We start from the raw sequence: 26,305 nt of genomic DNA on the forward strand, positions 1-26,305 counted from the left end.
ACCCTCCTCTGACAGCACCAAGTCCGCACGACCACTACCGAAGGAGAATCACCATGTGCCGACCCGCTACCTGCAAGACCTGCGCCAAAACCACCTGGGCGGGCTGCGGCCAGCACGTCGCCCAAGTGAAGGCGATGGTCCCCGCCGACCAGTGGTGCCCCGGCCACCCCAAGGCCGAGCGCCAAGGCACCTGGCTCGACAAGCTGCTGGGACGCTGACAGCCGGGAACCCGAGCGTCGGCGCGGGCGCCGGTGACCTCTGGCCACCCGACTCGGGGCCACTCGACTCTCCTGAGGTGGGCACCCCGGCCGGCAGACCAGAACCACGGATGCCGATCGTCCACTGAAGGTCGGGGCTTTCGTCCCTGAAGTCCGGAGCGCTTGAGCGGGAGCGTGGAGTTATGGATGAGGTGTTCACTACACGAGTGCCGGCCCTCCGCGGCGATGCTGTGGTGGCGTCGGGGCTGGTCAAGGACTTCGGGGCGACCAGAGCGCTTGATCAGCTGGATCTGACTGTTCATGCCGGCGAGGTGCACGGCTTCCTCGGCCCGAATGGCGCCGGGAAGACGACCACGATTCGCATTCTGCTCGGCCTGCTGCGCGCGTCCGGCGGTCGCGTCACACTGTTGGGCGGCGACCCATGGCGCGAGACCGCGGCGCTGCATCGCCGCCTGGCCTATGTGCCCGGTGAGGTGAACCTGTGGCCGAACCTCACCGGTGGTGAGGTGATCGATCTGCTCGGGGCTCTACGGGGCGGGCTGGTCACGTCCCGTCGGGCGGAACTGCTGGACCGGTTCGAGCTCGACCCGACCAAGCAGGTCCGGGCCTACTCCAAGGGCAATCGCCAGAAGGTCGCCCTGGTGGCGGCGTTCGCCTCCGACGTCGAGCTGTACCTGCTGGACGAGCCGACCTCGGGTCTCGACCCGCTCATGGAGACGGTGTTCCAGGACGTCGTCCAAGGCGTGCGCGACCGTGGACACACGGTCCTGCTGTCCAGCCACATTCTGTCCGAGGTCGAGGCCCTGTGTGATCGGGTCACGATCATCCGGAACGGGCGCGCCGCGGAGTCGGGCACCTTCGCCGAACTGCGGCATCTCACCCGCACGACAGTGGCGGTCGAGACCGTCCTGCCACCCACCGGCCTGGGCTCGCTGACCGAGCTGCACGACCTGATCATCGAGGGCAGCAAGGCGCGGTTCAGCGTCGACGCCGGCGACCTCAACACCATGCTCGAGCGGCTTGTGCAGTACGACGTACGTTCCCTGACGAGCTCCCCTCCGACATTGGAGGAGCTATTCCTGCGGCATTACGGCGACCAGCTCGACCGGCCGTCGGAGCTCGAGGCGGTGTGAGCTATGGGCACCGTTACGGCAGCCGACTTCAGCGGCACCTGGCGCCTGACCCGCCTGGCCGTACGCCGCGACCGTTACACCCTGACCGCGTGGTGCGCAGGATTGGGCCTGTTCGTGGCGGCGACGACGGCGATGTTCGATCAGAGCCTCGCCGCGCGCGATGACCTCGTGCGTGAGACCCGGATGGTGGCTGTCAACGCCGGCATGCGCCTGCTCGGGCTCACCTCCGGGCCCAGCGTGGGTGGGTACATGCTGCACCGCGAGTACGTGACCCTCGCCGTACTGGCTGCATTGATGAGCACGTTCGCGGTGATCCGGCATACCCGTCAGAACGAGGAGCTCGGTCGCGCCGAGTTGCTCGGCTCCACCGTGGTCGGCCGGTACGCCGGCCTGGCCGCGGGAGTCCTCGTGGCAATGGCCGCCGACGTCGTCCTGGCCTTGGTGCTCGCTGCCGGCATCGCGGTCAGCGGGCAGCCCCTCGAGGGCGCCCTGCTGGCCGGCGCGTCTGTCGCCGCAGTCGGGTTGGTGTGGGTGGGCGTCGCCGCGGTGACCTGCCAGCTGTCCTCGACGACCCGCGCTGCGGCCGGTATCGCGGCCGGCGCCCTTGGACTCGCCTTCGCGATCAGCGGCATCGGCAACATGCTCGGCACCGTCGACCAGGCCGGCCTGCGCGTGACCAGCGCGTGGCCCGCGTGGCTGTCTCCCATCGGGTGGGGGCAGCAGACACGACCCTTCGGTGGTGCCGCCTGGTGGCCGCTGCTCATCGCCGTCGCCGCCCTCGGCATCCTGCTCGGCATCGCGGTCACGCTCGCCTCCCGTCGCGATGTCGGACGCGGTTTGTGGCCAGAACGACGCGGCCGTGCCCAGGCGAGACAAACGTTGCTGAGTCCGACCGGACTGGTGTGGCGCCTACAACGGAGCGCGTTCACCGGCTGGGCTCTGGCCCTGACCACGTTCGGACTGATCTTCGGCAACCTCACCGAGCAGATCCAAGGCCTCGAGGGCAACGCCAAGGACTGGTGGACCGAGACAGGCGGAACCGACCAGATCATCGACGCCTACAAGGTCTCGATCATTCAGATGGCCGGCATGTTCGTCGCGATCTACCTGGTACAGGTGCTGTTGCGGATGCGAGCCGACGAGACCGGTGGCACGCTGGAGTCCGTACTGGCCTCGGGCGTCACCAGGGCGCGATGGCTGAGGGCTCACCTGGTGAACGCGATCGCCGGCTGCGTCGTCCTCATGGTGCTGTTCGCGGTCAGCATGGGACTGGCCGCCGGACAGGTTCTCGGAGATACCGGCATCCAGGTCCGTGAGCTGGTCTGGGCGGGCATCGTGCAGGTCCCAGGCATCCTGGTGATGGGGGCCGCCGTCGCGGCGGTTCTGTGCGCCGTACCGCGTTGGTCGGTGCCGATCAGCTGGGCCATCCTCCTGTCCGCCCTCGTGGTCGGCCCGATGTTCGGGCCTGGGCTGAACCTGCCGGCATGGGTGCAGAACCTGTCGCCGTTCACCCACAGCCCCAAGGCGCCCGCGGTGGCAGTAACCGCCTCCCCCCTGCTCGCCTTGACCGCCGTCTGCCTCGGCCTCACCGCGGCGGCCCTGATCGCGCTTCGCCGTCGCAACCTGACCCTCCCGGCCTGAGCTGGCTGGGGGCGGGTTCTGGACATGGTCAGGCCGCTTCGCGGCGTACGGTTCGTAGGGCTCCGAGTGCGAGTGGTAGCGCGATCCAGAAGGCGATCGAGACCAGGATCGGGCCGCTGTGGCCGCGCCAATCGGCTTCCAGCACGTACCTGAACGTCTGGGCGGTGTCGAGCCACTTGCCCGCCTTCTCCAGCCAGCCGTAGGAGATCAGCGTCCAGATGGTCGGGAGCACGAAGAACAGCACGATCGCGGCCGGCGTGTTGAGCAGGAGGGCACCGAATGCCATGCCGAGCAGGCTGTTCAGGAGCACGAACGCGACGAAGCCGACGACGTACTTCCACGGCAAGTGCCACGTCACCTGGCGGCCCAGGCCGTCGGACAGTGCAAGCGCCCCGGCCGCCGCGGCGAGAGCGTAGGCCGAGCCGAGCAGTGACAGCGCGATCCCGCTGATCACCTTGGCCGCGACGATGCGTACGCGGCGCGGTTCCTGAGTGAAGGTCACCAGGACGCTTCGCTGTCCCCACTCGCTTGTCAGGGTGAGGATGGAAACGACCGGTAGCAGCAGCGCGAGGACGAGGGCCGTCGGTGCGAGGTAGCCAGGCCAGGCTTGGGTGAACTCGGCGGGCAGCGCCAGCGGCACCGCGGTAGCGCCGGCCACGAGGACGGCGATCACGACGAGCATCCAGCGGGCGGCTCGGGTGTCTGCGCTCTTGCGCCACTCGATCCTGAGCAATCGCAGGAACGGCAGGGTGTTGGTGCGGCTGATGGTGGCGAGAGAGGTGTTCATCGGACTGTCTCCAGGGTCTGCGGAGCCTCGGCGCCGCCGGTGAGTGAGAAGAAGAGTTGCTCCAGGCCGGCACGGTCGCTTCGCCGGAGCTCGACCAGCAGCACCCCGGCTTGCGATGCCAGTCGGGCGATCTGCTCGGCGTCGAGGGTGCCGTTCTGCTCGACCAGTACGGCGCCGTCGTCCTGCAGGTGATGCGTCGCGCCGACCCGGTCGAGGATCGCCCGCAGCGCCGGCATGTTGGTGGAGCGCACGACGACGCCGTTCGAGGTCAACAGCTGGTCGAGGGTTCCGTGCGCGACGACGCGACCCGACGCGATGACGACCAGCCGGTCGACGGTTGCCTGGACCTCACCGAGCAGGTGGCTGGACAACAGCACGGTGCCGCCGTCGGCGGCGAAGTCCTGAAGCAGGGTCCGCATCCAGGCGATGCCGTCCGGGTCGAGCCCGTTGGCCGGCTCGTCCAGGATCAGTACCCGGGGGCGCGCGATCAGCGCCTGACCGATGCCCAAGCGCTGCCGCATACCCAGCGAGTACGCGCCGACCCTGCGTTCGGCAGCTTTGCCGGACAGGCCGATGAGCGCGAGTACCCGGTCGACCTCGCCCGGCGCGACGCCCGCCAGGTCGGCTGCGATGCGCAACGTGGCCCGACCGGTTCGGCCCGAATGCATCGCGGACGCGTCGAGCAGACAGCCGACGACCCGTGACGGGTTGCCGAGTTCGGCGTACGCCCGCCCGTCGATCGTTGCCGCTCCGCTGTCGGGACGAGTGAGGCCGGTGAGCATTCGCAGAGTCGTCGACTTCCCTGCCCCGTTGGGTCCGAGAAATCCTGTGATGGTGCCGGGCTCACAGGCGAACGACACGTTGTGGACGACGGTTGTCCCGCCGTAACGCTTGCAGAGTTCGTGTGCGGTGATCATGGCGTCGAGACTGCGCCCGCGGGCAGGATCACCGCGTCGTCCTGTGGTCAGGAGCTCCTGGTCCTTGCGGACGAGATCACGCCGCGAACGGTACTTCCGTCGTACCGGTCGATGCTCACGAGGAACCTGGCTCGACCAGACCGGACTCGTAGGCCATCACGACGGCCTGGGCGCGATCGCGCAGCCCGAGCTTGCCGAACACGTGGGTGACATGGGTCTTCACGGTGGTCTCGCTGAGGTACAGCTCGGCGGCGATCTCGGTATTCGAGCGACCACGCGCCAAGAGCCGCAGTACGGCGAGCTCCCGCTCGGTGAGCGCATCCAGGGCCACCGGCCGCGTGGCGCCCGGCCGGACGCGCCGGACGTACTGCTGGACGAGACGTCGGGTGATCGCCGGCGCGAGCAGCGTCTCCCCGTCGGCCACGATCCGCACGGCCTCGGCCAGCAGCTCGGGTCGCACGTCCTTGAGCAGGAACCCGCTGGCCCCGGCCCGCAGGGCGTCGTACACGTATTCATCGAGGTCGAAGGTGGTGAGCATCAGCACCCGCGGTGCCTCCCCGCCGGACAGGAGGCGGCGGGTCGCTTCGAGTCCGTCCATGCCCGGCATCCGCACGTCCATCAGTACGACGTCCGGCCGCAGCTCGCGGGCCATCGCGAGCGCCGCACGGCCGTCGGCGGCCTCGCCGACCACCTCGAGGTCGGCCTGCGAGTCCAGGATCAACCGGAAGCCGCCCCGCACGAGTGCCTGGTCGTCGACCACCAGGACGCGGATCACGACATCGCCCGCTCGATCGGAAGGCGAGCACGTACGGCGAACCCGCCGCCGGGCTCCGGGCCTGCGTCCAGCACCCCGCCGTAGACCGCCGCCCGCTCACGCATGCCAGGCAGACCATGACCGCCCCGGTGGGCCGGCTGCTGCTCCTGCCGGCCGTCGTCGCGCACCTCGACGCGCAGCTGGTCGACGCCGTACTCCACGGTGACCCGAACCCGGCTCGCGCCGGCGTGCTTGAGTGTGTTGGTCAGCGCTTCCTGCACGATCCGGTACGCCGCCAGGCCGACGCGAACGGCCAGCGCCGACGCAGCAGCAGCGGCAGCGTGTAGAGCAGGACTGCCGGCAACAGCAGCCACGCCCGCGGAAGGCCGGCCAGCGCGACCTCCAACCCCGCCGCCACCGCGACCACGACCACCAGGAGGTCGAACTGCTGACCCCGCGGCCACCCGAAACTCCTCACCCAGTCACGGTAAATCTCCGACCGCGGTCTGTGGGTCGTACTGCGGTACGAGGCGGCTCAACCTCCGGTCGGAGGGCACCGCGACCGTGCAGGTCGCGGAGGGTGCACGATGAAGTCATGCAGGACACCGCCGGTGTCACCCGGTCCGGTAGCCGGGGCCGGTCGGGACGTAGCCACCCGCTCGGCGACTGGCTGCTGGTCGCGGCGGTGGCGTTGCTCCACCTGCTGAACCCGCGGATCGGTCCCGGCGACCCGGAGCAGGGCACGTCGATCCTGCTGGGCGCGGTCTGGTTCGGTCTCGTACTCGTTCAAAGTGTGCCGTTGCTCTGGCGACGGGGGCGTCCTGCGGTGGTGCTCGTGGTGGTATCGGCCGCGTGGGTCGTGGCCCAGGTCGTGTTCGGGCCGTCGGCACCGTTCGGGCTGTGGGTCGCCCTGTACTCGGCGATCGTCCACGCGACCCGGCGTACGGCCGAGGTCGGCGCGGCCGCCGCGACTGCCGTGGTCGCGGCGCTCGAACTCGCGCAGGCCGGTGGAGACCGTCTGCGCTTGGCGGACGCGCTGCCGATAGTTGTGGTGACCTTGGTGGTCGGGATCGTCGGTTTCGTCGTCGCGGACCGGCGTACCCGGAGCGAGGCGCTGCGGGACCGCGCCGAGTTCCTCGAGCGGGAGCGCGAGGCGCTGTCCCGCCAGGCTGCCGCCGAGGAGCGGCTGCGCATCGCCCGAGAGCTCCACGACCTGGTAGCGCACAGCCTCACCACCATCGCCATTCAGTCGAGCACCGGCAGGCTTGCTCTGCCGCAGCATCCGGACGTGGCCCAGCGTGCGTTGGCGACCATCGAGGCGACCAGCCGCGACGCCAGCCGGGAGATGCGGCAGTTGCTCGGTGTGCTGCGACAGGGCGGCGACACCGCGGCACAGCTGGATCCAACACCAGGGCTGGCGAATCTCAACGATCTCGTCGACACGATCCGTCACGCCGGCGCGGACGTGCAGCTCACCGTCGAAGGCAGCCGCCGACCGCTCTCCCAGAGCCTCGACCTGGTCGCGTACCGGGTGGTGCAGGAAGCGCTCACCAACGTCGTCAAGCACGCCGGGCACCCGGCGGCCGCCGCGGTCCTCGTGCGGTACGACGGCGACCAGCTCATCCTGGAGATCACCGACGACGGAGCCGGGAACGGGAAGTCCTCAGACAGCCAGCCAGGTCTCGGCATCGTCGGGATGCGCGAACGAGTAGCCGCGCTGGGCGGACAGTTCACTGTCGGACCAAGACCGGTGCGGGGGTTCCGTGTGGAGGCTCGCCTGCCGATCCGGGCGGAGGACGAGCTATGACGATCCGCGCCGCGCTGGCCGACGACCAGCCACTCGTCCGCGACGGCTTTCGCGCCCAGATCGCTCTGGTCGACGACATCGACCTCGTCGCCGAGGCCACGACCGGCGCCGAGGCGATCGAGGTCGCACGCAGCTGCCGGCCCGACGTACTGCTGATGGACGTCCGGATGCCCGTGATGGACGGCATCGAGGCCACCCGACGGATCACCTCGGACGAGCGGTGCGGGGGTGTCCGTGTGCTGATACTGACGACGTTCGACCTCGACGAGTACGTGTACGCCGCGCTGCGGGCCGGAGCGAGCGGCTTCCTGCTCAAAGACAGCCTGCCGGAGGATCTGTTCGCCGCGATCCGCCTGATCGCGGCCGGCGACGCGCTGCTGGCTCCCGGCGTGACCCGCCGGCTGATCGCCGAGTTCGTACGGCGCCCCGAGACGCCCCGGGCCCGCCCGGCGGAGCTGGCGCAGCTGACCGACCGCGAACGCGACGTACTCGGTCTGATCGCCCAGGGCCTGTCCAACAGCGAGATCGCGGACGGGCTGGTCGTCAGCCCGGCGACGGTGAAGACCCACGTCAGCCGCATCCTCGCCAAGCTCGCCGCCCGGGATCGCGCTCAGCTGGTGATGCTCGCCTACGAGAGTGGTCTGGTCGTACCGCGCGACGCCTGACGCGTACATCTGCGGATGTAGTCGTGAACCCGGCGGCGTACGGTCAGGATCGGATCCGAGGCCGACGACGCGCGAACCCGCGATCCCTAACTTCGAAGCCATGACCGAGATCGCCCTCAGGGGCCTCACGAAGAAGTACGGCGACGTGATCGCCGTCGACAATCTCAGCGCCGACATCCGCAGTGGCAGGGTCACCGGATTCCTCGGACCCAACGGCGCCGGCAAGACGACCACCCTTCGCATGCTGCTCGGGCTGGCCCGTCCCACCTCCGGCACCGCCACCATCGACCAGGTCGCCTACCGCGACCTGCCCACACCGACTCGTCGTGTCGGCGCGGTCCTCGACACAGGTGTGTTCCACCCGGCCCGCACCGGCCGGAACGCGCTGCGGGTCTACGCGACCGCCGCCGGCCTGGAGACCGCCAGGGTGAGCGCCGTACTCGACACGGTCGAGCTGGGACGCGCCGCCGCGCGACGCGTCGGCGGCTACTCGCTCGGCATGCGACAGCGGCTGGCGCTCGCGGCTGCACTACTCGGCGAGCCCGACGTACTGGTTCTCGACGAGCCAACCAACGGGCTGGACCCGCACGGCGTGCACTGGCTGCGCGGTTTCATCCGCACGTACGCCGCCGACGGCGGAACGGTGCTCGTCTCCAGTCATCTGCTGGCCGAGCTCACCAACACCGTCGACGACGTCCTGATCATCAACCACGGCCGGCTCGTCGAGCATGCACCGCTGGCCGAACTGACCAACGCGACCACCAGCCTCGAGAGTCGTTACCTCGAGCTCACCACTGCGAGACCATCATGACCCAATTGCTCCGGGCCGAACTGATCAAGCATCGCGGGCTCCGCCTGACCTGGGTGATGCTGACCATCGCGATCATCTTGTCCGCGGGCCTCACCGCGGCGATCGCCATCGTGGCAGGCAGCCATGGTTCCGCACCGCTCGGCCGCGACGACCTTCGCGGCGTGCTCGCAGTACCCGGCCTACTCGTCGCGGGCATCGTCTTCGTGCTCGGCGTACTGTCGTCGGCCGGCGAGTACCGTCACCACACGATCACCGCATCGCTGCTCGTCACCCCGCGTCGTGGCCACTTCCTCACCGGCAAGTACGCCGCTGCCGCCGTCGGCGGCGTCGCCTTCGCCGCTGTCACGCTCATCGCGTCGTACGTCGCCACGGCGATCGTGGTGCTCGTCAAGGACCTGCCCGTCGACCTACTGACCGGGGACGCCGTCCTCACCGGGCTCGGAGCCATAAGCGCAGCCGGTCTGTTCGCCTTGGCGGGAGCCGGGCTGGGTGCGCTCGTACGCAGCGAGGCCCTCGCGATCATCGCGGCAGTCGCGTGGTGGTTCGTGATCGAGGGTCTGCTCCCTCGCGCGCTCCGCGAACCCGGGTTGGCGAAGTACCTCCCGGCGGCCGCTTCGAGAGCGCTCATCCAGGCAGGCCTCCCGGTCGTCGACGGAACCGTCGCCGCCGCCACGGGCGGCCTGCTGGTCACGGCATACGTCGCCACCATCGCCGTACCAGCGGTCCTCCTCACCAAGCGACGAGACGTCGCCTGACACGTCACACCAAACCGCGGCCAGAACACACCAGCAAGTGGCTGTGTCCACGCCGGCTCCAACCCGCCTCCCCCGGTCGCCACCTCGGCGACCGGGGCCTGGCAACCCGAACCTAGGTCCTCTTCCATCGGCCGAGCCCAACATGCTCGACGTCCCCGGCGAGGAGATCTGGCGGTTGCTCCGAGGATCTGCCCGCGGGTGAGCTCGAGATTGCCGAGCATCCGGTCGGTGTTCACCCAAGCGTGCGGACGCGACACGGAGCGAGGCAGATGTCGCTGGCTGCGTCCGAGCGGCGGGACGTCCGGCGGGTGTGAACGGTCAGATTGGCGGCAGCGGCGCAAACGTCCCTTGCAGTCGCCAGACTGTGTCACGATGCTCGACGAACTCACCGCCTGCCTGTAGGCCCGTCTTGGCGACAAGGACCTTCAGTTCCGCGTTCACGCCGTAGTCATCCGTCGAGCGCACGTCGATAACGAACGAGTCCAAGCCGGATTCCAGGCGGGCTTGGGCAACCTCCTGCCACAGGGGTTCGTGCGGGAGCCACACGAGACCATCAGGAATGTAGGGCGACCGGGTCGGCTTCAGCTTCATCGTGGCGAGAACGGTCCGGCCAGTACTGGCCTTCCGGCCCGCTGACACACCTACATCAACACTCGGAGCCCCGGGTGGTGTGGGCACCGAAACCCCGAGGTTGACACCCGAACTCTGGTCCCATCCCTCCACCCGAATGACGTCGACGGTCAGGGCGCCGAGGGAGCGAATCAGCCTCTGCGCTTCAGCGACCTTGTGCTCGAACAGGAACCGGTGGAAGTCGGCAACAGGAATGTAGGCAGGTGGATCGATTGGGTGGCCAATATAGACAACATTCTTGCGAGGGTGCCCGACCGGGAATCGCAGTGCTTCCGCATCCGACCAAGACACGGCCACGAGCTCTTCACCCGCTTCCCGCATCTTCTGCCGCGCCTCCACAATCAGTTGCGCTGCAACGCCGGCTACGCCGACTACGCCACCGAGGCCAACGAAAAGCGATGCCTTCGCAACGTCTAGCCACGTAGATTTGCTGGAGGCGGCGACGGCGGGCAACTTGTCAGTCACGACGATGATTCGCCGCTGGTCGTAGGGCAGCTTCAACAACGCACTTCCACTCATGCCCTCTCCGTTGTGACCTTTCTGCGCGAGTTCCTATCAGGCAGCGACTGACACTACTCAGCCCGCTCCTACCGGCTAGATCGCCGAGCCGTACGTTCCGTTACAAACGTGCTCTCACCGATACCCGCGCTCCTGCTCGTATCGCTCGGCGTCAGGTTCGTAGGGGCCATCGTCGTCCGGACACTCGCGGCAGACGTAGGTTGTGGTCGGCCACCGTTCGTCGATCGTCGGCGGAGTAGAGATCCTGAGCCTCTCCCACTCGGGAGGCCGCGCCGGCGGCGGGGTGGACTCCGGGACCTGATCGAGAAGGAACAGTCCTCCGAGTACCAGCAAACTATCCCGACCGCCTTCAAACCCTGCAGCACTTCTAGTCCCCTTGATCACACCCCTCCGCAGGCCAGTCGCGCGGCTGCTAGCTACATCGCCCAGCCTGGCCACTTGTTACAGCGTCCCTGCGCCAGAGATCCGCAACCGCCTTTCAGACTCAAGACTGGGCAACCTGTGCACGATGGAAGTGCCTCTCGGCACCTGGATTCGCTGCCGCTCGATTCGTGGGGCCGGTGCGGTGATGCGCGATGAACACCTGGACTTGGGATACTGCGACCGTGGACTTCACGACCAGTGATGTCGAGTACGACGGGTGCTGAACCGCGCCGCGTCCGAGAGCATGACCACCGCGATCCAGGTCCATGACCTTGACGCTCAGCCAAGACCCCCAGTCCAAAGCTGAGCCCCGGAGCCTGCCCGGGTACGGACGTCCCCCAGACGCCAGTACCCGGGCAGCTCTCGAGTTAGGGATTCACCAGAATCGTGGCACCGACGGCCGCAGAGATGGCCAGAACCGGCGTGTAGACGGCGGCGCAGTTGGCGTCCGCCTGGGTGCCCACGGTCTGCCCCCAGGCATGAACCTTGCCGTTCGAATAGGTACTGAGCACCGGACCGCCCGAATCGCCGCCCACGATGTTTCCTGCAGGCATCTTCACGCAGGTGAGGTCGCGGGTCGACGTTCCGTCGTTGAAACCACGTGTCACGTTGGCGTCGGTGATCTCACCGCAGTGAGTGCCACCGTTCGCACCGCTGAAGCAGACGTCGGCACCGATGTTCTCGTCCGAGTTCACATTGTCCGCGCCGGCCACGACCCGTAGATCACTGGTTTGCGGGCCACCGATCCACGCGGTCGCGGTGACATATCCCACCGTCGGCCTGATCAGTTCGAAATCGGTAGGCCCGAAGTTGGCGAACCAGCGGCCGGCCACATACCCGATCCGCTGACTCGGATCTCCGTTGAAGACGTTGGTGTTGATCGTCCAGCAATGGCCGGCCGAGCTTGCGTAGTTGAGGTTGTCCGACCATCGCTGCCAAGAGAACCCCTGGGTGCAATGGGCCCTGCCCACCTGGCCGATGTCGCCGACCACGTGGGTCAGGGCATTTCCGGCGTCCCACGGCGCCGTGTCGTTGTACCGCCCGGCGCGCGTCATGGGTTGAGAGATGACGAACCGCAACGGCACCTTGAAGCGGGCTGTCGCCCGCCTTTCGAGTTCGGCAGATTTCACTGTGCTGCCGATCGTGACCACCGACTTGGTGGTGTCAGCAGTCACAAGGTTCACCAGGGGCGCCAGGTCGCCTGCCCATGCCTTGAAATCGGAGAGCTGGTCGACGGCCGTGTTCAGGGTCTTGTCCGGGATGGCAGCGAACCGAACCTTGACATCGGGGTTCACCGAAGCGGCGCGGAGCTTTTCACTGACCGTGGCGGTCAGGGCCGACGACTTGGCTTTGGCCGACGCGTCCCCGGTGACGACGACGGTGAGGGATCCATCAGTGGCCGTTTCCAGGTGCTGGTATTGCACGCCGGCCGGCCAGGCCGTGTTCTTCAAAGCCGCGCGCGCTTTGGCTCGAGCGAGATACGCCTCCGAGAGGGGCGCGATATCAGCCTTGCTGACCGAAGGCCGAGTTGCGGGTTGAGCAGCCGAGGCGCCTGCTGCGGTGGCGCCGGCCGAAACCAGGACCAACACGGCGACGAGTGACAGTGATCTGTGCAATGGAGTAACTCCACATCTGCCGAGGGCGGGCGAGCCAGATTCGGCAACAGTCTCTGCGAGATCCCCACCACCACGGAAGGCTTTTGCACCTAGTTGCAATCGGTCGATACCTGTCAAGCGCGCAGGGCGGCGACGCTGCCGAGGAGGCCTGTCGCCCGCTGCTCCCGCACACGCTCGTCGCGGCCTCCAGTTGACAAGTCCATGAAGGACGCCGTCCCACGTCAGCTCGTATCTCGAACCTCCCGGCATGCCGTTTGGGCCCGGGGAGTTGTTCCTCGGCTGGCACCAGTTCCAGGGCTTCCGGCTCGAGGAGATCGGCGCCCGGCTTGGCCACGATATCAGTGTTGCTCTAGGCAAGCTTTCGATCCATCATGCGAGCGTGTCAGGCCGGTTGCGGCGCCGAACTGCTGCCCGCTTCCGGCTGGTCGCGGTCGAGGTGATCGGCGTGGAACCGCGCCTGTTGCATGCATCCCGGGCAATTCCGGTGCATCGATGAAGGCCGAGTCCTAGAGTGCGTGGGGTGAATCTTTCGCAGCTCGGTGCGCCGATCGGGCCGATGATCCGTGTCCACGGCGGGTTCGCCAACCGGATGTACCGGCTCGACACCGACCAGGGGTCGTTCGCGGTGAAGGAGTTGAACCTCGTCGACCGCCGCTGGACCTACCGGATCGAGGACGTGTTCAGGTTCGAGCGGGCGGCCTTCGCCGCCGGCATTCCGATGCCAGAGCCGATCTCGGCCGGCCACCACACGCTCGTCCACCGGTGGGTCGAGGGAGAGAAGGTGCCCGAAGCGCCAGTGTCGGAGGCGTACGCGTTCGAGATCGGTGAGATTCTCGCGCGCATCCACGCGCTGGACGTCGAGTGGACTCACGTGTCGATCGAGGACCCGGCGCCGCGGGACTGGCCCGAGCTCGCCGAGCGGGCGGCCGCGACCGGGCAGCCATGGGCCGACGTACTCGCCTCCCAGGTCGAGACGTTTCTCGCGATTGCCCACTTCGTCGACACCTGCGAACGGCCAGGCCCCGTCGTACTGACCCACAAGGACATCCAACCGTGGAACCTGCTCGCTCGCCACGGTCGGCCGGTAGTGCTCGACTGGGAACTCTCGGGGATGCTCGACCTGGCCGGTGAGCTCGGCTCGACCGCGCTGAGCCTCGCGAAAGGACCTGGCCTCGACAACATCCAGCCCGCCATCTTCGGCTCGGTCCTCGACGGCTACGTCGCCGGGGGCGGAGCGCTGCCGCCGCCGGGACCGAGCTGGTTCGTGTTCATGATCGGCGGCTGGCTAGGGCACACAAGGTGGAACATCCTCCGCTGCCTGGCCGGTGTCGAGGCGGGCACAGGCCCAGACCTCGCGCTGTCGCACGAGTCCGTGCGCAACGGCGTACGCGGCCTCCCCGACCTGTTCGGCCGACTTCCAGAGCTCGAGACGCTGCTCGTGTGATCCCCCGTCAACTCGAACTACTGCTGGTCTGAACTACCGCAACCCAATCCAGACCGCACGCGCCGTCCGGGTTCCCGACACCGCCAGCGCCACTCACGCTCGCGCGGACCGTTCTCGTTGCTCTGGGCAACAGAGTACGCCGGTCGCGGGTAGGCGTTATCCAGAAGGGCCGGGCGCGCCGGTGCGGTGTGACATCAGGGCTGGGCTGTCACATCGCGGGCCGGTGCGCGGACATATTGATGAGTCAACCGGCACGCGGCTGGTTGTCCATCGCACGGAAGAGAACAGATCCATGAGAATTCCCCTGAGCAACTCTTCTCGACGTCACAAAGGGCGAGGGCGCACCCTGGCGTTCCTGCTCACCGCCGCGGCGGTGGCCCTGGCGAGCTTCAACCCGGTGCAGAGTGCTGCCGGCGAACAGCGTGGGGCGAAGCCGACCATCGTGTTGGTGCATGGCTCGTGGGCGGACGCCTCGAGCTGGAACCGGGTCACCGAGCGCCTGCAGGACGACGGGTACACGGTACGCGCGATCCCCAACAACCTGCGCTCGGTAGCGGGCGACGCGGCGTCGGTGCGCGCCTTCCTGCAAACGGTGCCGGGACCGGTGGTGCTGGTCGGCCACTCGTACGGCGGTTTCGTGATCACCAACGCGGCCACCGGGCTTCCGAACGTCAAGGCTCTCGTCTACGTCAACGCCTTCGCACCGGATACCGGCGAGACCCCCTTCCAGCTCGTGGGGCCAGATTCGGCGCTTGCGGCCGACCCGGCGACCGTCTTCGACCTCGTACCTCCCACGCTGCCGCCCTCCCCCACGACGGACGTGTACCTCAAGCGGTCGACCGTCTTCACCTCGTTCGCGACCGGACTGAGTGTCCACGACCAGGACCTCGTCTTCGCGACCCAGCGACCGGGCGCACTGGGAGCACTCAACGAGCCGTCCGCTACCCCGGCCTGGAAGACGATCCCGTCCTGGAGCGCGATCGGCACGAAGGACCAGATCATCCCGGCCAGCGCACAGCGGACCATGTCCAAGCGGGCCGGCGCCACCATCACCGAGTACGACGCCGGGCACCTCGGCCTGATGTCCGCCCCCGGTGTCGTCACCAGGGTGATCGAGCAGGCCGCACGCAGCTGACCCGAGCCAGAACCTGCAACAAAGGAAGGAAAATCTGATGACCAAGCACATTCTGGAGGAGGCGGCGCAGGGGATCGCTGACGCGACCTCGCAACCGCCGTTCCTCTATCAGCTGTCGAAGGAGGAAGCCCGGAAGGTCCTGGACGACATCCAGGCAGCTCCGATCGACGTCGACGACAAGTGGATCACGGTACCGGCCGAGGTCGGTGACGTCCGGGTCCGGATCGTCAAGCCGGTCGGCGCCGAAGGGCTGCTGCCCACGGTCCTATACATCCACGGCGGTGGGTGGATCCTCGGCAACGCAGGCACCCACGACCGGCTGGTCCGCGAGCTGTCTGTCGGCGCCGAGGCCGCGATCGTGTTCGTCGAGTACGACCGCTCGCCGGAGGCGCAGTACCCGGTCGCGATCGAGCAGGCGTATGCCGCCGCCCGCTGGATCACCGCTCACGGCCGCGACGAAGGCCTTGACCCGAGCCGGCTGGCGATCGCGGGCGACTCGGTCGGCGGCAACATGACGGCGGCGGTGACCATCCTGGCCAAGCAGCGTGGGGACGTCACCTTCGTGCACCAGTCGCTGTACTACCCCGTGACCGATGCCGCGCAGAACACTGACAGCTATCGCGAGTTCGCCGACGGACCGTTCCTGACCGCCAAGGGAATGGCCTGGTTCTGGGACGCCTACCTGCCGGACCACACCCGGCGCGGCGAGAGCACCGTGTCGCCGTTGCGGGCCGGGCTCGACGAGCTCGCCGGTCTGCCGGAGGCGTTCGTCATCGTCGACGAGAACGACGTACTGCGCGACGAAGGCGAGGCGTACGCCCGCAGGCTGACCGAGGCCGGCGTCCGCACCACGAGCGTCCGCTACAACGGCACGATTCACGACTTCATGATGCTGAACCCGTTGCGTGAGTCCGCGGCCGTCACCGGCGCGATGGAGCAGGCGATCCACGTGCTCCGCAAGGCACTCGGCGTCAAGTAGGTCAGACCGCCGAGACCGGGCTCGCGGCGTCGATCAGGGTCGGGGTGAGCTGTTTGCGCGACGTGACGGCCAGCTTGGTGAACACCTTGCGGAGATGCCATTCCACGGTGTGATGACTGAGGAACAGCTGGCTGCCGATCTCGGGGTTCGTGAGCCCGCCGGCAGCCAGCTGGGCGATCTGCGCTTCTTGCGCGGTGAGCATGTCACGCGTCTCCACCTGCCGCCGCCGCGCTGTCGCTCCGGTCGCGACGAGCTCTTGGCGAGCGCGCTCGGTGAACGCCTTCGCGCCCATGTCGCCGAAGCTGTCGTAGGCGACGCGCAGGTGGAACCGGGCATCCTGGCGACGCTGCTCACGGCGCAACCATTCGCCGTACACCAGGTGGGCACGGGCCAGGTGTACGGCGACTCGCGTGCGGCCGAGCCGCTCGATCGCCTCTCGGTAGAGGGCGTCGGCCGCGGGCCCCTCGGTCAGCAGTGCCCTCGACCGGGCCAGGACCCCGAGGCCCCAGTCGGTCCCGGCTGGGCCCGCGTGTTGCTCGAGCTGTTGCAGTGCCTCGGCCGCTATCTCATCGGCGTTGCTGCGCGCGGCCGCCTCGACGAGTTCGGCCAGGGACCAACCGAAGAACCCGAGATCCGCCTGCTCGCACGCTCGGCGGGCTGCGTCGAGGGCGGCGTCGTACCGGGACAGACCGTTGTAGAGCACGGCGGTCACGTGCTCGGCCAACGCGAGCGCCCGGCCTTCGCCGCGCTCGGTCGCGTCCTTGACGCCGGCCTCGATCGTCTTCCTGGCCGCGCCCTCCTCGCCACGCCAGGCGGCGAGCATCAGGCGGGAGTACCGCAGCGGCGCCCTGCCGGTTGCTGCGGCGATGGAGTCGGACTCGGAGATCAGGGAAGCCGCCGCAGCGAACTCGCCGGCGTGCACGTGAACGCCCGCCCGGTACGACAGTGCCACCGGGAGGACGCCGAGGGCTCCGAGCCTCCGACCGAACTCGACCGCGCGGGTGGACAGGTCATGCCAGGCGTCGTCGTCCCAGAGCTCGGGCGCGACCGGTTCGGGCGCGGCCGGGCAGGCCAGCCACAGCCAGTGCTCGAGCCTGGCCGCACCGTGAGTGGCGTCCACGCGGAGGGCGTGCAGAGCCTTCCGCAGCGGTTCTACAGCGGCGGCGTACCCGTCGGTGAATCGCGTGGCGACCCCATCAAGGAGGAGGTCCATCGGACCGGCCGGCGCAGGGGCCGGACGAGCCGCGCGCGCAGCCTCGGCCGCTTTCACGACGTCGCCGAGCCGGCCGCCGAAGATGGCGGCACTGAGCGACTCCAGATACGTCTCCCGCGCCAACGGGTCGCCCAGGTCCTCGAGCCGGTTGGCCGCGTCGAGGAGCAAGGGTCCGGCATCGCTGCTGCGCCGGCGGGCGAAGACGATCTGGGCGCGCAGCCGCGCGAGGTGGGCGCTCTGGAGGTCGTCCAGCGGGCCGATCTCCGCGGTGGCGAGCAGGTCGTAGGCGGCGTCCGGTTCGCCGGCCCGGAACTTCGTACCGGCCGCGGCCAGCGCTCGCCCGGCGCGCCGTACCGGATCCGGTGTCAGCTCGGCGGCTCGCTCCAGAAAGGCAGCGGCGGCGGCCAGACCACCGCGCGCCCGGGCCCGCTCGGCGGCGCTCTCCAGTTCGGCGGCCACCGCCTCGTCGAGCCCTACGGCGGCGTGGGCGCGGTGCCAGGCTCGCCGATCAGGATCCACCGCAGCGTCAGTGGCTTCGGCCAAGGCACGGTGCACGCTGCGCCTGTCCGCTTGCGAGGCGTCGCGGTAGACCACGGACCGGATCAGCGGATGTCGGAACCGTACTCGGGCACCGATGTCGATCAGGTCGGCGGACTCCGCCGGTGCGGCTGCCTCAGGACCGATCCCCAGCCGCTCCGCAGCCCGCCAGAGCAGAGCGGCGTCACCGATCGGCTCGGCAGCGGCGGTCAGCAGGAGCAGCTGAGCCTCGGGCGGCAGCGACTGGAGGCGACTCCGGAAGCCTTCCTCGATCCGGCTGGTCAGCGCACGCGCGTCCGGTACGCCGGGGAGCCCGAAGCCACCCGCCAGTTGGCCGGCCGACAGGCTGCGCGGCAACTCCATCAGCGCCAGCGGATTGCCTCGCGTCTCGGCCACGAAGCGGTCCCTGACGCCCTCGTCCATGACACCCCTGAGCGCCAGATCCAGCAGGGCGCGGGCATCGCTGAAGTCCAGACCCGTGACGACGAGTTCGGGCAGACGAGACAGCTCATCGGCGGCGCTCGGGTGACGGACCGCGAAGACGAGCGCAACCCGCTCGGCCAGCAGTCGGCGGGCCACGAATGCGAGGGTCTGAGTGGACTCCCGATCCAGCCACTGAGCGTCGTCGATCAGGCAGATCAGCGGCTCGTCCTCGGCGACCTCGGTCAGCAGGTTCAGCATCGAGACGCCGACCAGGAAGCGGTCGGGGGGATCACCCGGAGTCAAGCCGAACGCGGTGCCGAGGGCGTCGTACCTGGGGGTGGGGAGGCGCGGACGCAGCTGGGAGCACAACTGGTGCAGGCCGCCGTACGCCAGCTCCAGCTCGGACTCGACGCCGGCTGCTCGCACGACGCGGCTCGCGGCGGGGTGCGTCTGCACATAGTCCAGCAGGGCGGTCTTCCCGATCCCGGCTTCGCCGCGGAGCACGAGCGCAGCGCTCTGCCCGGCTCGAAGACTGACTACGAGCCGATCGAGCGTCTCGCACTCGCGTTGCCGGCCTTGCAGCTGGATCGCCATCGACCACCGCCCAATAGCCGAGCCTAAGCGGCGGGCAGTGGGGTGGCAACGACCCTCAGGCTGCCAGATCGGCGGCCAGGACCTCGTCCAGGTCGGCGAACTCGCCGGCCTGGGCGGCGTTGAGGAACGCGTGCAAGAAGGGCTCGTGGGTGGCCGAGTTCGCCACCGTACGTGCTTCGGCGGCGAGATGCGCGCGGGCGCGGGTGACCAGCTGCCTCGCGTTGGCCACTCCGACCTGGAGTCGCTCCGAGATCTGCCGGTACGGGTAGCCGAACGCCTCCCGGAGCACGTAGGCGGCACGCTCACTCGGAGTCAGTCTCGCCATCATCAGCCGTACTGCCTGCTCGACTGCTTCGCGACGTTCGGTCTGGGCCGCCGGGTCGTCGCCGGCATCGCCTGCCTCGGGGGCCCAGCGATCGACCAGGGTCTCGTGCCGCCGTCGGGCAGAGTTGCGCACGTTGATCGCGAGCCGGGTGGTCATCGTCGCCAGCAGAGCCTGCGGGTTCGATACGACCGTGCGGTCCGTCTTCTGCCAGCGCAGCCAAGTCTCCTGGACGACGTCCTCGGCCTCGCTCCTGCTGCCGAGCAGCCGGTACGCGATCGCCATCAGCCGCGGCCGCATCTCAACGAACGTCGCCAGTGCCTCGTCGAGGTCCGATCGTTCTTCCTTCACCCTTCCGGCCTTCCTGCACGCTGGAAATGTCCTCCCTTCACGTTCCGTCGCCGGCGCCGCCATCGCGCCCTGGCAGACCCGTAGCCAACCCCGTGGTCGACGTGATCCGTCCTGGCTACGGAAGTACAAAGCCCAGGCCACCTGGCCTGGGCTTTGTAGGGCGAGCGGCGTCAGGCGGTCGGTACGACGATGTGCTTGACGTCTGCCATGTACTGGTTGGCAGATGCGGCGGCCTGCTCCGGATTGCTGCCGTCTTCGCGGGCGACCATGTAGGCGGCGTACCAGTCCCACCAATCATGTGGTGGTGCGACGGCCTCGAAGGCGCCGTGGTGCAGGCCAGTCTCGTGGAGGAGTTGTGACAGGCTCTCGACGTCCATGACTAGACCCTTCCTGGGATGCGTTCGGTGACCTCCTGGAGGACCCAGCGGTTCTCGTCGGGATCGGTGAAGGACGCCTGGCTCGTGTAGGAGCGGCCCTCCGGATCGCGGCCAGGCTCGGGCGGCTGCCCCAGCGCGCCGTGCCAGATCTCGCTCACGTCGATGCCACGCTGGACGAGCTCGGCGCGCGCCGCTTCGATGTCCTCGACGACCACGATCAGGCGCTGCAGCGGTGCCGCTCCGGCCGGGCCGAACTGGATCGAAGCCGGCGAGCCGGGCGGGGTGAACTGAACGGCGCGCAGCTTGTCGCTGATCCGGACGTCGATGTCGAGGCGCCATCCGAGCTGTTGGTAGAAGGCCTTCGCGCGGTCGAAGTCGGTGACCGGGATCGGCGTGGCCTCGAACCTCATCGGGGTCTTCGCAAGGTCCTGCCCTTCAGGCGGGGACGGGACGGTGAACTGGTTGTTGCTCATGGGTTTCTCCTTCGTGTTGAGTCGGATGGGGTGGTTCATTGCGTGGCGACAGCGATGAGCTCGCCGAGCCGGCGCTCGAGCTCGCTATCCTGTCCGAGGCCGCGGGAGGCGAGGGCCTTCAGCCGGGCCTGCGTTGCCGGACGCGCCGACGAGGCGAAGAACGCGCTCAGGGCCGGCGGCAGTTCGTGGTCGCCGGGCAGGGTGGTCGCGTCGACGAACGCCTTGGTCTCCGCGATCGCCAGCTTGTCGAACGACGCGACGCGTCGCGCGACGCGATCGGTCTCGGCGTCCAGCTGGCCATTGAGTACGACACGGCGCCCGGCTCAAGCGAGCCGTCAGGTCCAGCCAGGGATGCATCCCGGTCGGTCCAGGTGGCATCGAGACGGTCCTGGCGGGATCCCCCTCGGTGTCGTAGTGCGCGAGGAAGAACTCGCGGTTGCTGCTCGTGAACACGACGACGGTGAGGTCCGCGTCACGCTCGATCTCGCCCACCAGCTGCGACAGTTCCTCGACAGTCTGGGCGGTGATCGTGTTGATCGGGCCGTGGTCGAAGGTGACGCGCCAGTACTGCGGCGTGATCCGCTCGACCGCCAGATGTGGGTTGTTGGTCATTGGTCCTCCTCCGATCTGGGTTACAACCACACTCCCGCCGTACCGGCGGGCTGCTCAAGCGGCCGAAGCCGGTCGCGGGATCGCCTTCTTGGGCGATGCGAGCATCACGACCGAAGCAAAGAGTGCCGATCGCGAGGCCCGTGGTGTGGCACGTGGTGACTGCGGGCGCGATCGGGGTCGTGGGCGGCGAGCATCGGTTGCATGACCACTTCAACTGTCCACATCGAGCACGCACCCGTGATCGGGGAGACCGGGCGCGGACGACTGAGCCGGGGCGCCGGGTTCTGGGCGATCGCCGCGAGCATGTCGATCCTGACCGCGTTCTCTACCGCACCGAGCCCGCTGTACGGCCTCTATCGACGACAGGACCATCTGTCGTCGATCACCGTCGCCGTCGTGTACGCCGTCTTCGCCGCCGGGATCGTGGCAAGCCTGCTCCTCGTCGGCCACGTGTCGGACTGGTACGGGCGACGGACCGTACTCATCCCCGCTCTGCTGACCGGTCTGGTGGCTGCACTGATCTTCGCGACGTCCACCTCGCTTCCTGCCCTGCTCGTGGGGCGCGTGCTCACGGGTCTAGCCCTGGGGGCCGCCACGGCCACCGCCGGTGCCTACCTCACAGACCTGGACTCAGGCCCGAATGGTGTCGCGACGCGGAAAGCGCAGATCGTGTCCACGGTCGCGAACGTCGGCGGCCTGGCGGTCGGCCCCCTGGCGGCCGGCCTGCTGGCGACGTACGTACCCAGCCTTCCCCGGCTGATCTACGTCATCCTCGCGGCGCTGTTGGTGCTCGCACTGGCCGTCACCTGGCGGTCTCCCGAGGTCAGACCGCTGCCGACACCCCGGCACCGCTACCGCCCGCAACGGCTGGCCATTCCTGGAACTGCGCGGGCCCAGTTCAGTGCCGCTCTCACCGGTGACTTCCTGGTCTTCACCGTCTACGGCGTGTTCGCGGGATTGGCCTCCGCGTTCCTGTCCGGGCCGCTGCATCGCTCGTCGCCCGCGCTGGCCGGCGTGACCGTCTTCATCGCCTTCGGCGTCGGAGCGCTCACTCAGGTCACGACCGCGACCTGGCCAGTGCGTCGCCTGCTCGCCCTCGGCATTCCCGTGCTGATCGTCGGGCTGGCAGTGGTCGTGACCGCGGCGTGGGTGCACCCGCCGAGCCTGGCCCTGTACCTGACCGGCGCGGCCCTGGTCGGGGTCGGAAGCGGCAGCATCTTCCGAAGCACCCTGTCGGTGGTCCTCACGACCGCGCCGGCCAACGACCGCGCCGCTGCGTTGGCGCTCTTCTTCGTCGTGGGTTACCTCGGCCTCTCGCTCCCTGTCGTCGGCGCTGGGATCGCCCTGCAGTACGTGACCTTCAAGGTCATCCTCCTCATCTTCGCCGTCGTCGTAGCCGCCGGCATTCTGCTCGCCTCACCACTCCTGCTACGCCTCTCCACAAAGACCTCCTCCTGACCGTAATTGCGTCGAGGCGATCTAGGGTGCAAGCCTGAGGTCGTTGTGTGGCGCCTGCCGATGAGAACCGGGCTGGTAGGCCGTTGGGGTGCCCGGATCACGGTGGGGTGGCGATGGCGGATCGTGAACTGCGGGGCCGATCACGGGAGCGCGCCGTACTGGACCGGCTGATCGACTCCGCCAGGCAGGGACATAGCGATTCCCTGGTACTCCGCGGCGAGGCAGGAGTCGGCAAGTCGGCACTGCTGGAGGCCATGGTGGCCCGTCTCGACGGTTGCCAGGTCACGCGCGTCGCCGGGATCGAGTCCGAGATGGAGCTCGCCTACGCCGGACTCCACCAGCTCTGCCAGCCGTTCCTGGACCGGATCGACCGGCTCGCGCGGCCCCAGCACGATGCCCTCTGTACGGCGTTCGGCCTGCTGAGCGGGCCCGCACCGGATCGATTCCTGATCGGACTCGCGGTTCTCAACCTCCTGTCCGACGCGGCCGCCAAGCAGCCGGTACTGTGCGTCGTCGACGACGCACAGTGGCTGGATCTCATGTCCGCGCGGATCCTTGCGTTCGTCGCCAGACGGTTGAAGGCGGAATCCATTGTGATGGTCTTCGCCGTCCGCGACGGCGAGGTCCACGAGCTGGCCGGACTCACCGAGCTCGAGATCCGAGGGCTGGACGACGCCGACGCGCGAGCACTCCTCGATTCCGTGCTGCCGGGTCCGGTCGACCCGCGAGTCCGCGACCGGATCGTGGCCGAGACGCATGGCAACCCGCTCGCCTTGCTCGAACTGCCCCGCGCCTGGACCGCAGCGGAACTCGCGGACGGCTTGAAGACCGGGACGTTGGCCGGTCACATCGAGGACAGCTTCGTACGACGGCTCGAGCCACTCCCGGCCGACACCCGGCTGCTCCTGCTGACCGCCGCGGCCGAACCACTCGGTGACGCCACCCTGCTGTGGCGCGCGGCCGAGCGACTCGGGCTCGGAGCCGACCCCGCGGCCGGAGCGATCGAGTCAGGCTTGATCACCTTCGGGCAGCACATCAGGTTCCTGCATCCGCTGGTGCGGTCGGCGTCGTACCGGATGGCCACCGCCCGAGATCGCCAGGCCGTGCATCAGGCTCTCGCCGACGTGACCGATCCCGACCTCGATCCGGACCGGCGCGCATGGCACCGCGCCCAGGCAACCTCGAGACCCGACGAGGACGTCGCGGCTGAGCTCGAACAGTCCGCGCAGCGGGCTCAGGAGCGCGGCGGCTTCTTCGCGGCCGCAGCGTTCCTCGAGCGCTCCACGGAGCTGACACCCGAGCCGGGCCGCAGGGCCGACCGCACCTTGGCCGCGGCGGCGGCGAAGCGCAGTTCCGGTGCCCTCGATGCGGCGCTGGACCTCCTGAACGGAGTGGCCGCCGGCCCGCCTGACGCGCTCCGGGCCGCGAAGGTCGAGCAGCTGCGCGGTGAGATCGCCTTCGACCAAGGACGCGCACGCTACGCCGCTCGCACCCTGCTGAACGCCGCCAAGCTGCTCGATCCGCACGACCAGGCCAAGGCCCGGGTGACCTATCTGGAGGCCATGTCGGCCGCCATCTGGGCCAGCGGTCCCGATGCGCCGGGAATTCTTGCGTTCGCAGCATCCGAGGCGCCTCCCCCAGCCGCTTCGGACCCGCCGGCCGACCTGCTACTCCAGGCACTCGCGCTGCGCTTCACCCGTGGATACGCAGCGGCCGCACCGCAGCTCCTCAAGGCTCTCGACCAGGCACGCCAAGCCCAGGTCGACGCCGCCAACATCGGAGACTGGCTCTGGCTCGCCGGGAACCGGGCCGGCGGCATCATCGCCATCGAGGTCTGGGACCTCGAGACCGCTCTCGAACTCGCCCTACGGCAGGACCGGATGGCGCGAGAAACCGGCGCGCTTGTGCAACTGCAGTTCGCCCTCAACTTCCGCGCCAACCTCGTCTGCCTGACCGGTGATCTGAAGGCAGTGGCCAACCTGGTCGAGGAAGATCGCGACATCGCGGCAGCGACGGGCAACCCGCAGATCAGGTACGGCGGCCTGCTCCTCGAAGCGTTCCGCGGCGACGAGATCACCGCGACCGAACTGATCCGCGCCGCCACCGCCGAGGCGACCGAACACGAACAGGGCCGGATGGCGGTCTTCGCGACGTACGCGAACGCCGTCCTGCACAACGGGCTCGGCCGCTACGAGGCCGCCCGGGACGCCGCGTTACAGGTGTTCGAGCAAGACGTCCTCGGCTACGGCGTCCTGGCCGTCGGCGAACTGGCCGAGGCCGCCTCCAGGACCGGCGACACCAAACTCGTCGAGACCACCCTCGCCTGGCTGACCGAACGCACCACGGCCACCCCGACCGACTGGGGACGCGGCCTCGAAGCCCGGGCCCGGGCACTGCTCGGAGACGACGAAGACGCCTACCGCCAGTCGATCGAGCATCTCGCCCGGACCAACCTGCGCATCGAACAGGCCCGCGCGCACCTGCTGTACGGCGAATGGCTGCGACGCGAGGGACGTCGAGTCGACGCCCGCGAACACCTCCGCACCGCCCACGACCACCTCGACGAGATGGGACTCCAAGCCTTCGCCGAACGCGCCCGTCACGAACTGCTCGCCACCGGCGAGACCGTCCGGAAACGCACCCCCGACACCCTCAACGACCTCACCGCCCAAGAGGCACAGATCGCCGGGCTGGCCCGCGACGGCCTCACCAACATCGAAATCGCCGCCCAGCTCTACATCAGTCCCCGAACCGTGGAGTGGCACCTCCGCAAGACCTACTCCAAGCTCGGCATCACGTCCCGTCGGCAGCTACGCGCTGCGCTGGCCCGCTCTGCCTGACGTACACCAGTGTGTTTCACGGACGCGACGGCGTACGGCGCGGCAGACCATGGCCTCGTGGACAGCAAACTCGAGGCAATCGTCGTACCCGTATCCGATGTCGACCGGAGCCGGCACTTCTACCGTGCCCTGGGATTCCGGCTGGATCGCGACGACACAGCCGGCGACGTGCGGATCGTTGAACTGACTCCGCCGGGCTCACTGTGCTCGATCATCATCGGCACGGGCATCAACTCGGCCGAGCCTGGGTCGGTTGTCGGCGTACTGCGGGTGCACGATCTTTCGGCCACCGTCGCCGAACTGCAGGCTCGTGGCGCGGTGCCGAGCCCGATCTGCTACCTCCCCGCCGGATCGGATTGCGTGTCCTTCAGCGATCCTGACGGCAACAAGTGGGTGCTGGTCGAGGACGTACTTTCCAGCTGAGGCTTACTGTGGCCAAAGGGGGGTGGGATGCCGGCGATCGACGCGTTGTCGCATGTTTCGCTGACCGTCACTGATCCGGAGCGGAGTGCCGGCTTCTACAACCGTGTGCTCGGCACCGAGACGGTGTTCTCGTCCGACGGCGAGACCGGACGTCTCGTCATCGTCGCCCGGCCCGGGGTCATGATCGCGCTCCGCGACCATCCCGAAACCAGAGACGAACGCTTCGATCCGGCCCGGATCGGGCTGGACCATCTCGCCTTCCACGTCCCGTCACAGCCAGAGCTGGAAGCCTGGCACGTTCGCCTCCTCGCCGAGGGCGTGACCTGCTCGGACATCGAACGGAGTCCGTTCGGGCTGCATCTCAACCTCAAGGATCCCGACAACATCGCGATCGAACTCTTCGTCTCGCAGCCGGCCTGACAGACAAGAGCCGGCCGGAGCATCGTGC

The 26,305-nt window shown here is 68.6% G+C and carries 27 protein-coding genes; 15 read left to right on the forward strand and 12 right to left on the reverse strand.

Annotation, left to right across the window (positions count from 1 at the left end):
- Nucleotides 1–53 precede the first annotated feature (53 nt).
- The 3 genes from AB0E63_RS38060 to AB0E63_RS38070 all read left to right on the forward strand — a co-directional run bounded on the left by AB0E63_RS38060 (nucleotide 54) and on the right by AB0E63_RS38070 (nucleotide 2,992).
- Nucleotides 54–218, forward strand: a complete 165-nt coding sequence (locus tag AB0E63_RS38060; protein WP_360377151.1) for a hypothetical protein — start codon at nucleotides 54–56, stop codon at nucleotides 216–218.
- Between the two features lie 182 nt (nucleotides 219–400).
- Nucleotides 401–1,351, forward strand: a complete 951-nt coding sequence (locus AB0E63_RS38065) for an ABC transporter ATP-binding protein (protein WP_360377154.1) — start codon at nucleotides 401–403, stop codon at nucleotides 1,349–1,351.
- A 3-nt stretch (nucleotides 1,352–1,354) separates the two neighbouring features.
- Nucleotides 1,355–2,992, forward strand: a complete 1,638-nt coding sequence (locus AB0E63_RS38070; RefSeq protein ID WP_360377157.1) for an ABC antibiotics transporter — start codon at nucleotides 1,355–1,357, stop codon at nucleotides 2,990–2,992.
- 28 nt (nucleotides 2,993–3,020) lie between these two features.
- Here the strand turns inward: AB0E63_RS38070 and AB0E63_RS38075 are convergent, their stop codons facing one another.
- From AB0E63_RS38075 to AB0E63_RS38095, 5 genes are all read right to left on the reverse strand, one after another.
- Nucleotides 3,021–3,779 (reverse strand): hypothetical protein, encoded by a 759-nt coding sequence (locus tag AB0E63_RS38075; protein ID WP_360377160.1) that lies wholly within the window; start codon nucleotides 3,777–3,779, stop codon nucleotides 3,021–3,023.
- Nucleotides 3,776–4,696 carry an ATP-binding cassette domain-containing protein gene (locus AB0E63_RS38080; RefSeq protein ID WP_360377163.1) on the reverse strand — a complete coding sequence of 307 codons (921 nt, stop codon included), beginning with the start codon at nucleotides 4,694–4,696 and terminating at the stop codon, nucleotides 3,776–3,778. The genes AB0E63_RS38075 and AB0E63_RS38080 overlap by 4 nt, the downstream gene beginning before the upstream one ends.
- A 115-nt stretch (nucleotides 4,697–4,811) precedes the next feature.
- Nucleotides 4,812–5,471 carry a response regulator transcription factor gene (locus AB0E63_RS38085; RefSeq protein WP_360377166.1) on the reverse strand — a complete coding sequence of 220 codons (660 nt, stop codon included), beginning with the start codon at nucleotides 5,469–5,471 and terminating at the stop codon, nucleotides 4,812–4,814.
- The gene (locus AB0E63_RS38090; protein WP_360377169.1) at nucleotides 5,468–5,731 is read right to left on the reverse strand and encodes an ATP-binding protein; all 264 of its coding nucleotides are present in this window, start codon (nucleotides 5,729–5,731) and stop codon (nucleotides 5,468–5,470) included. Before AB0E63_RS38090 ends, AB0E63_RS38085 begins: the two co-directional genes overlap by 4 nt.
- The gene (locus AB0E63_RS38095) at nucleotides 5,716–5,928 is read right to left on the reverse strand and encodes a hypothetical protein (protein WP_360377172.1); all 213 of its coding nucleotides are present in this window, start codon (nucleotides 5,926–5,928) and stop codon (nucleotides 5,716–5,718) included. The genes AB0E63_RS38090 and AB0E63_RS38095 overlap by 16 nt, the downstream gene beginning before the upstream one ends.
- 117 nt (nucleotides 5,929–6,045) lie before the next feature.
- Between AB0E63_RS38095 and AB0E63_RS38100 the strand changes: the two genes are divergently transcribed.
- The 4 genes from AB0E63_RS38100 to AB0E63_RS38115 all read left to right on the forward strand — a co-directional run bounded on the left by AB0E63_RS38100 (nucleotide 6,046) and on the right by AB0E63_RS38115 (nucleotide 9,488).
- Entirely contained in the window at nucleotides 6,046–7,257 is a 1,212-nt protein-coding gene (locus AB0E63_RS38100; protein WP_360377175.1) for a sensor histidine kinase, read from the forward strand.
- A complete protein-coding gene (locus tag AB0E63_RS38105; RefSeq protein ID WP_360377178.1) occupies nucleotides 7,254–7,922 on the forward strand; it encodes a response regulator transcription factor in 669 nt (222 codons plus the stop codon). Before AB0E63_RS38100 ends, AB0E63_RS38105 begins: the two co-directional genes overlap by 4 nt.
- A 100-nt stretch (nucleotides 7,923–8,022) precedes the next feature.
- Complete coding sequence (locus tag AB0E63_RS38110; RefSeq protein ID WP_360377181.1) at nucleotides 8,023–8,733, forward strand: ATP-binding cassette domain-containing protein; 711 nt, start codon at nucleotides 8,023–8,025, stop codon at nucleotides 8,731–8,733.
- The gene (locus tag AB0E63_RS38115) at nucleotides 8,730–9,488 is read left to right on the forward strand and encodes a hypothetical protein (RefSeq protein WP_360377184.1); all 759 of its coding nucleotides are present in this window, start codon (nucleotides 8,730–8,732) and stop codon (nucleotides 9,486–9,488) included. Before AB0E63_RS38110 ends, AB0E63_RS38115 begins: the two co-directional genes overlap by 4 nt.
- Nucleotides 9,489–9,806: 318 nt before the next feature.
- Here the strand turns inward: AB0E63_RS38115 and AB0E63_RS38120 are convergent, their stop codons facing one another.
- Nucleotides 9,807–10,637: a hypothetical protein gene (locus AB0E63_RS38120; RefSeq protein ID WP_360377187.1), complete on the reverse strand. Its 831-nt coding sequence runs from the start codon at nucleotides 10,635–10,637 to the stop codon at nucleotides 9,807–9,809.
- A 791-nt stretch (nucleotides 10,638–11,428) separates the two neighbouring features.
- Complete coding sequence (locus AB0E63_RS38125; RefSeq protein ID WP_360377190.1) at nucleotides 11,429–12,649, reverse strand: hypothetical protein; 1,221 nt, start codon at nucleotides 12,647–12,649, stop codon at nucleotides 11,429–11,431.
- Between the two features lie 274 nt (nucleotides 12,650–12,923).
- Here AB0E63_RS38125 and AB0E63_RS38130 point away from each other — a divergent pair, with 274 nt between their 5' ends.
- The 4 genes from AB0E63_RS38130 (at nucleotide 12,924) to AB0E63_RS38145 (ending at nucleotide 16,234) form a co-directional block, all read left to right on the forward strand.
- On the forward strand, nucleotides 12,924–13,172 hold the full coding sequence (locus tag AB0E63_RS38130) for a hypothetical protein (protein ID WP_360377197.1): 249 nt from the start codon (nucleotides 12,924–12,926) through the stop codon (nucleotides 13,170–13,172).
- Between the two features lie 24 nt (nucleotides 13,173–13,196).
- The gene (locus AB0E63_RS38135; RefSeq protein WP_360377200.1) at nucleotides 13,197–14,120 is read left to right on the forward strand and encodes a phosphotransferase; all 924 of its coding nucleotides are present in this window, start codon (nucleotides 13,197–13,199) and stop codon (nucleotides 14,118–14,120) included.
- A 292-nt stretch (nucleotides 14,121–14,412) separates the two neighbouring features.
- A complete protein-coding gene (locus tag AB0E63_RS38140; protein WP_360377203.1) occupies nucleotides 14,413–15,255 on the forward strand; it encodes an alpha/beta hydrolase in 843 nt (280 codons plus the stop codon).
- Between the two features lie 37 nt (nucleotides 15,256–15,292).
- Complete coding sequence (locus AB0E63_RS38145) at nucleotides 15,293–16,234, forward strand: alpha/beta hydrolase (RefSeq protein WP_360377206.1); 942 nt, start codon at nucleotides 15,293–15,295, stop codon at nucleotides 16,232–16,234.
- 1 nt (nucleotide 16,235) lies between these two features.
- On the opposite strand, the gene AB0E63_RS38150 is transcribed toward AB0E63_RS38145, so the two are convergent.
- The 5 genes from AB0E63_RS38150 to AB0E63_RS38170 all read right to left on the reverse strand — a co-directional run bounded on the left by AB0E63_RS38150 (nucleotide 16,236) and on the right by AB0E63_RS38170 (nucleotide 21,136).
- Complete coding sequence (locus AB0E63_RS38150) at nucleotides 16,236–19,001, reverse strand: AAA family ATPase (RefSeq protein WP_360377209.1); 2,766 nt, start codon at nucleotides 18,999–19,001, stop codon at nucleotides 16,236–16,238.
- Between the two features lie 55 nt (nucleotides 19,002–19,056).
- Nucleotides 19,057–19,674: a sigma-70 family RNA polymerase sigma factor gene (locus AB0E63_RS38155; RefSeq protein ID WP_360377212.1), complete on the reverse strand. Its 618-nt coding sequence runs from the start codon at nucleotides 19,672–19,674 to the stop codon at nucleotides 19,057–19,059.
- 170 nt (nucleotides 19,675–19,844) lie between these two features.
- Nucleotides 19,845–20,051 carry a hypothetical protein gene (locus AB0E63_RS38160; RefSeq protein WP_360377215.1) on the reverse strand — a complete coding sequence of 69 codons (207 nt, stop codon included), beginning with the start codon at nucleotides 20,049–20,051 and terminating at the stop codon, nucleotides 19,845–19,847.
- A 2-nt stretch (nucleotides 20,052–20,053) separates the two neighbouring features.
- Nucleotides 20,054–20,524, reverse strand: a complete 471-nt coding sequence (locus AB0E63_RS38165; RefSeq protein ID WP_360377218.1) for a VOC family protein — start codon at nucleotides 20,522–20,524, stop codon at nucleotides 20,054–20,056.
- An 84-nt stretch (nucleotides 20,525–20,608) separates the two neighbouring features.
- Nucleotides 20,609–21,136: a hypothetical protein gene (locus tag AB0E63_RS38170; RefSeq protein WP_360377221.1), complete on the reverse strand. Its 528-nt coding sequence runs from the start codon at nucleotides 21,134–21,136 to the stop codon at nucleotides 20,609–20,611.
- Between the two features lie 201 nt (nucleotides 21,137–21,337).
- Between AB0E63_RS38170 and AB0E63_RS38175 the strand changes: the two genes are divergently transcribed.
- From AB0E63_RS38175 to AB0E63_RS38190, 4 genes are all read left to right on the forward strand, one after another.
- Nucleotides 21,338–22,594: an MFS transporter gene (locus AB0E63_RS38175; RefSeq protein ID WP_360377224.1), complete on the forward strand. Its 1,257-nt coding sequence runs from the start codon at nucleotides 21,338–21,340 to the stop codon at nucleotides 22,592–22,594.
- Nucleotides 22,595–22,707: 113 nt separating this feature from the next.
- A complete protein-coding gene (locus AB0E63_RS38180) occupies nucleotides 22,708–25,434 on the forward strand; it encodes an AAA family ATPase (RefSeq protein WP_360377227.1) in 2,727 nt (908 codons plus the stop codon).
- Nucleotides 25,435–25,491: 57 nt separating this feature from the next.
- Nucleotides 25,492–25,857: a VOC family protein gene (locus AB0E63_RS38185; RefSeq protein WP_360377230.1), complete on the forward strand. Its 366-nt coding sequence runs from the start codon at nucleotides 25,492–25,494 to the stop codon at nucleotides 25,855–25,857.
- A 27-nt stretch (nucleotides 25,858–25,884) separates the two neighbouring features.
- Nucleotides 25,885–26,277 (forward strand): VOC family protein, encoded by a 393-nt coding sequence (locus tag AB0E63_RS38190; RefSeq protein WP_360377233.1) that lies wholly within the window; start codon nucleotides 25,885–25,887, stop codon nucleotides 26,275–26,277.
- Nucleotides 26,278–26,305 lie beyond the last annotated feature (28 nt).

This window comes from Kribbella sp. NPDC026596 (genome assembly GCF_040638415.1).
Taxonomy (GTDB): domain Bacteria; phylum Actinomycetota; class Actinomycetes; order Propionibacteriales; family Kribbellaceae; genus Kribbella.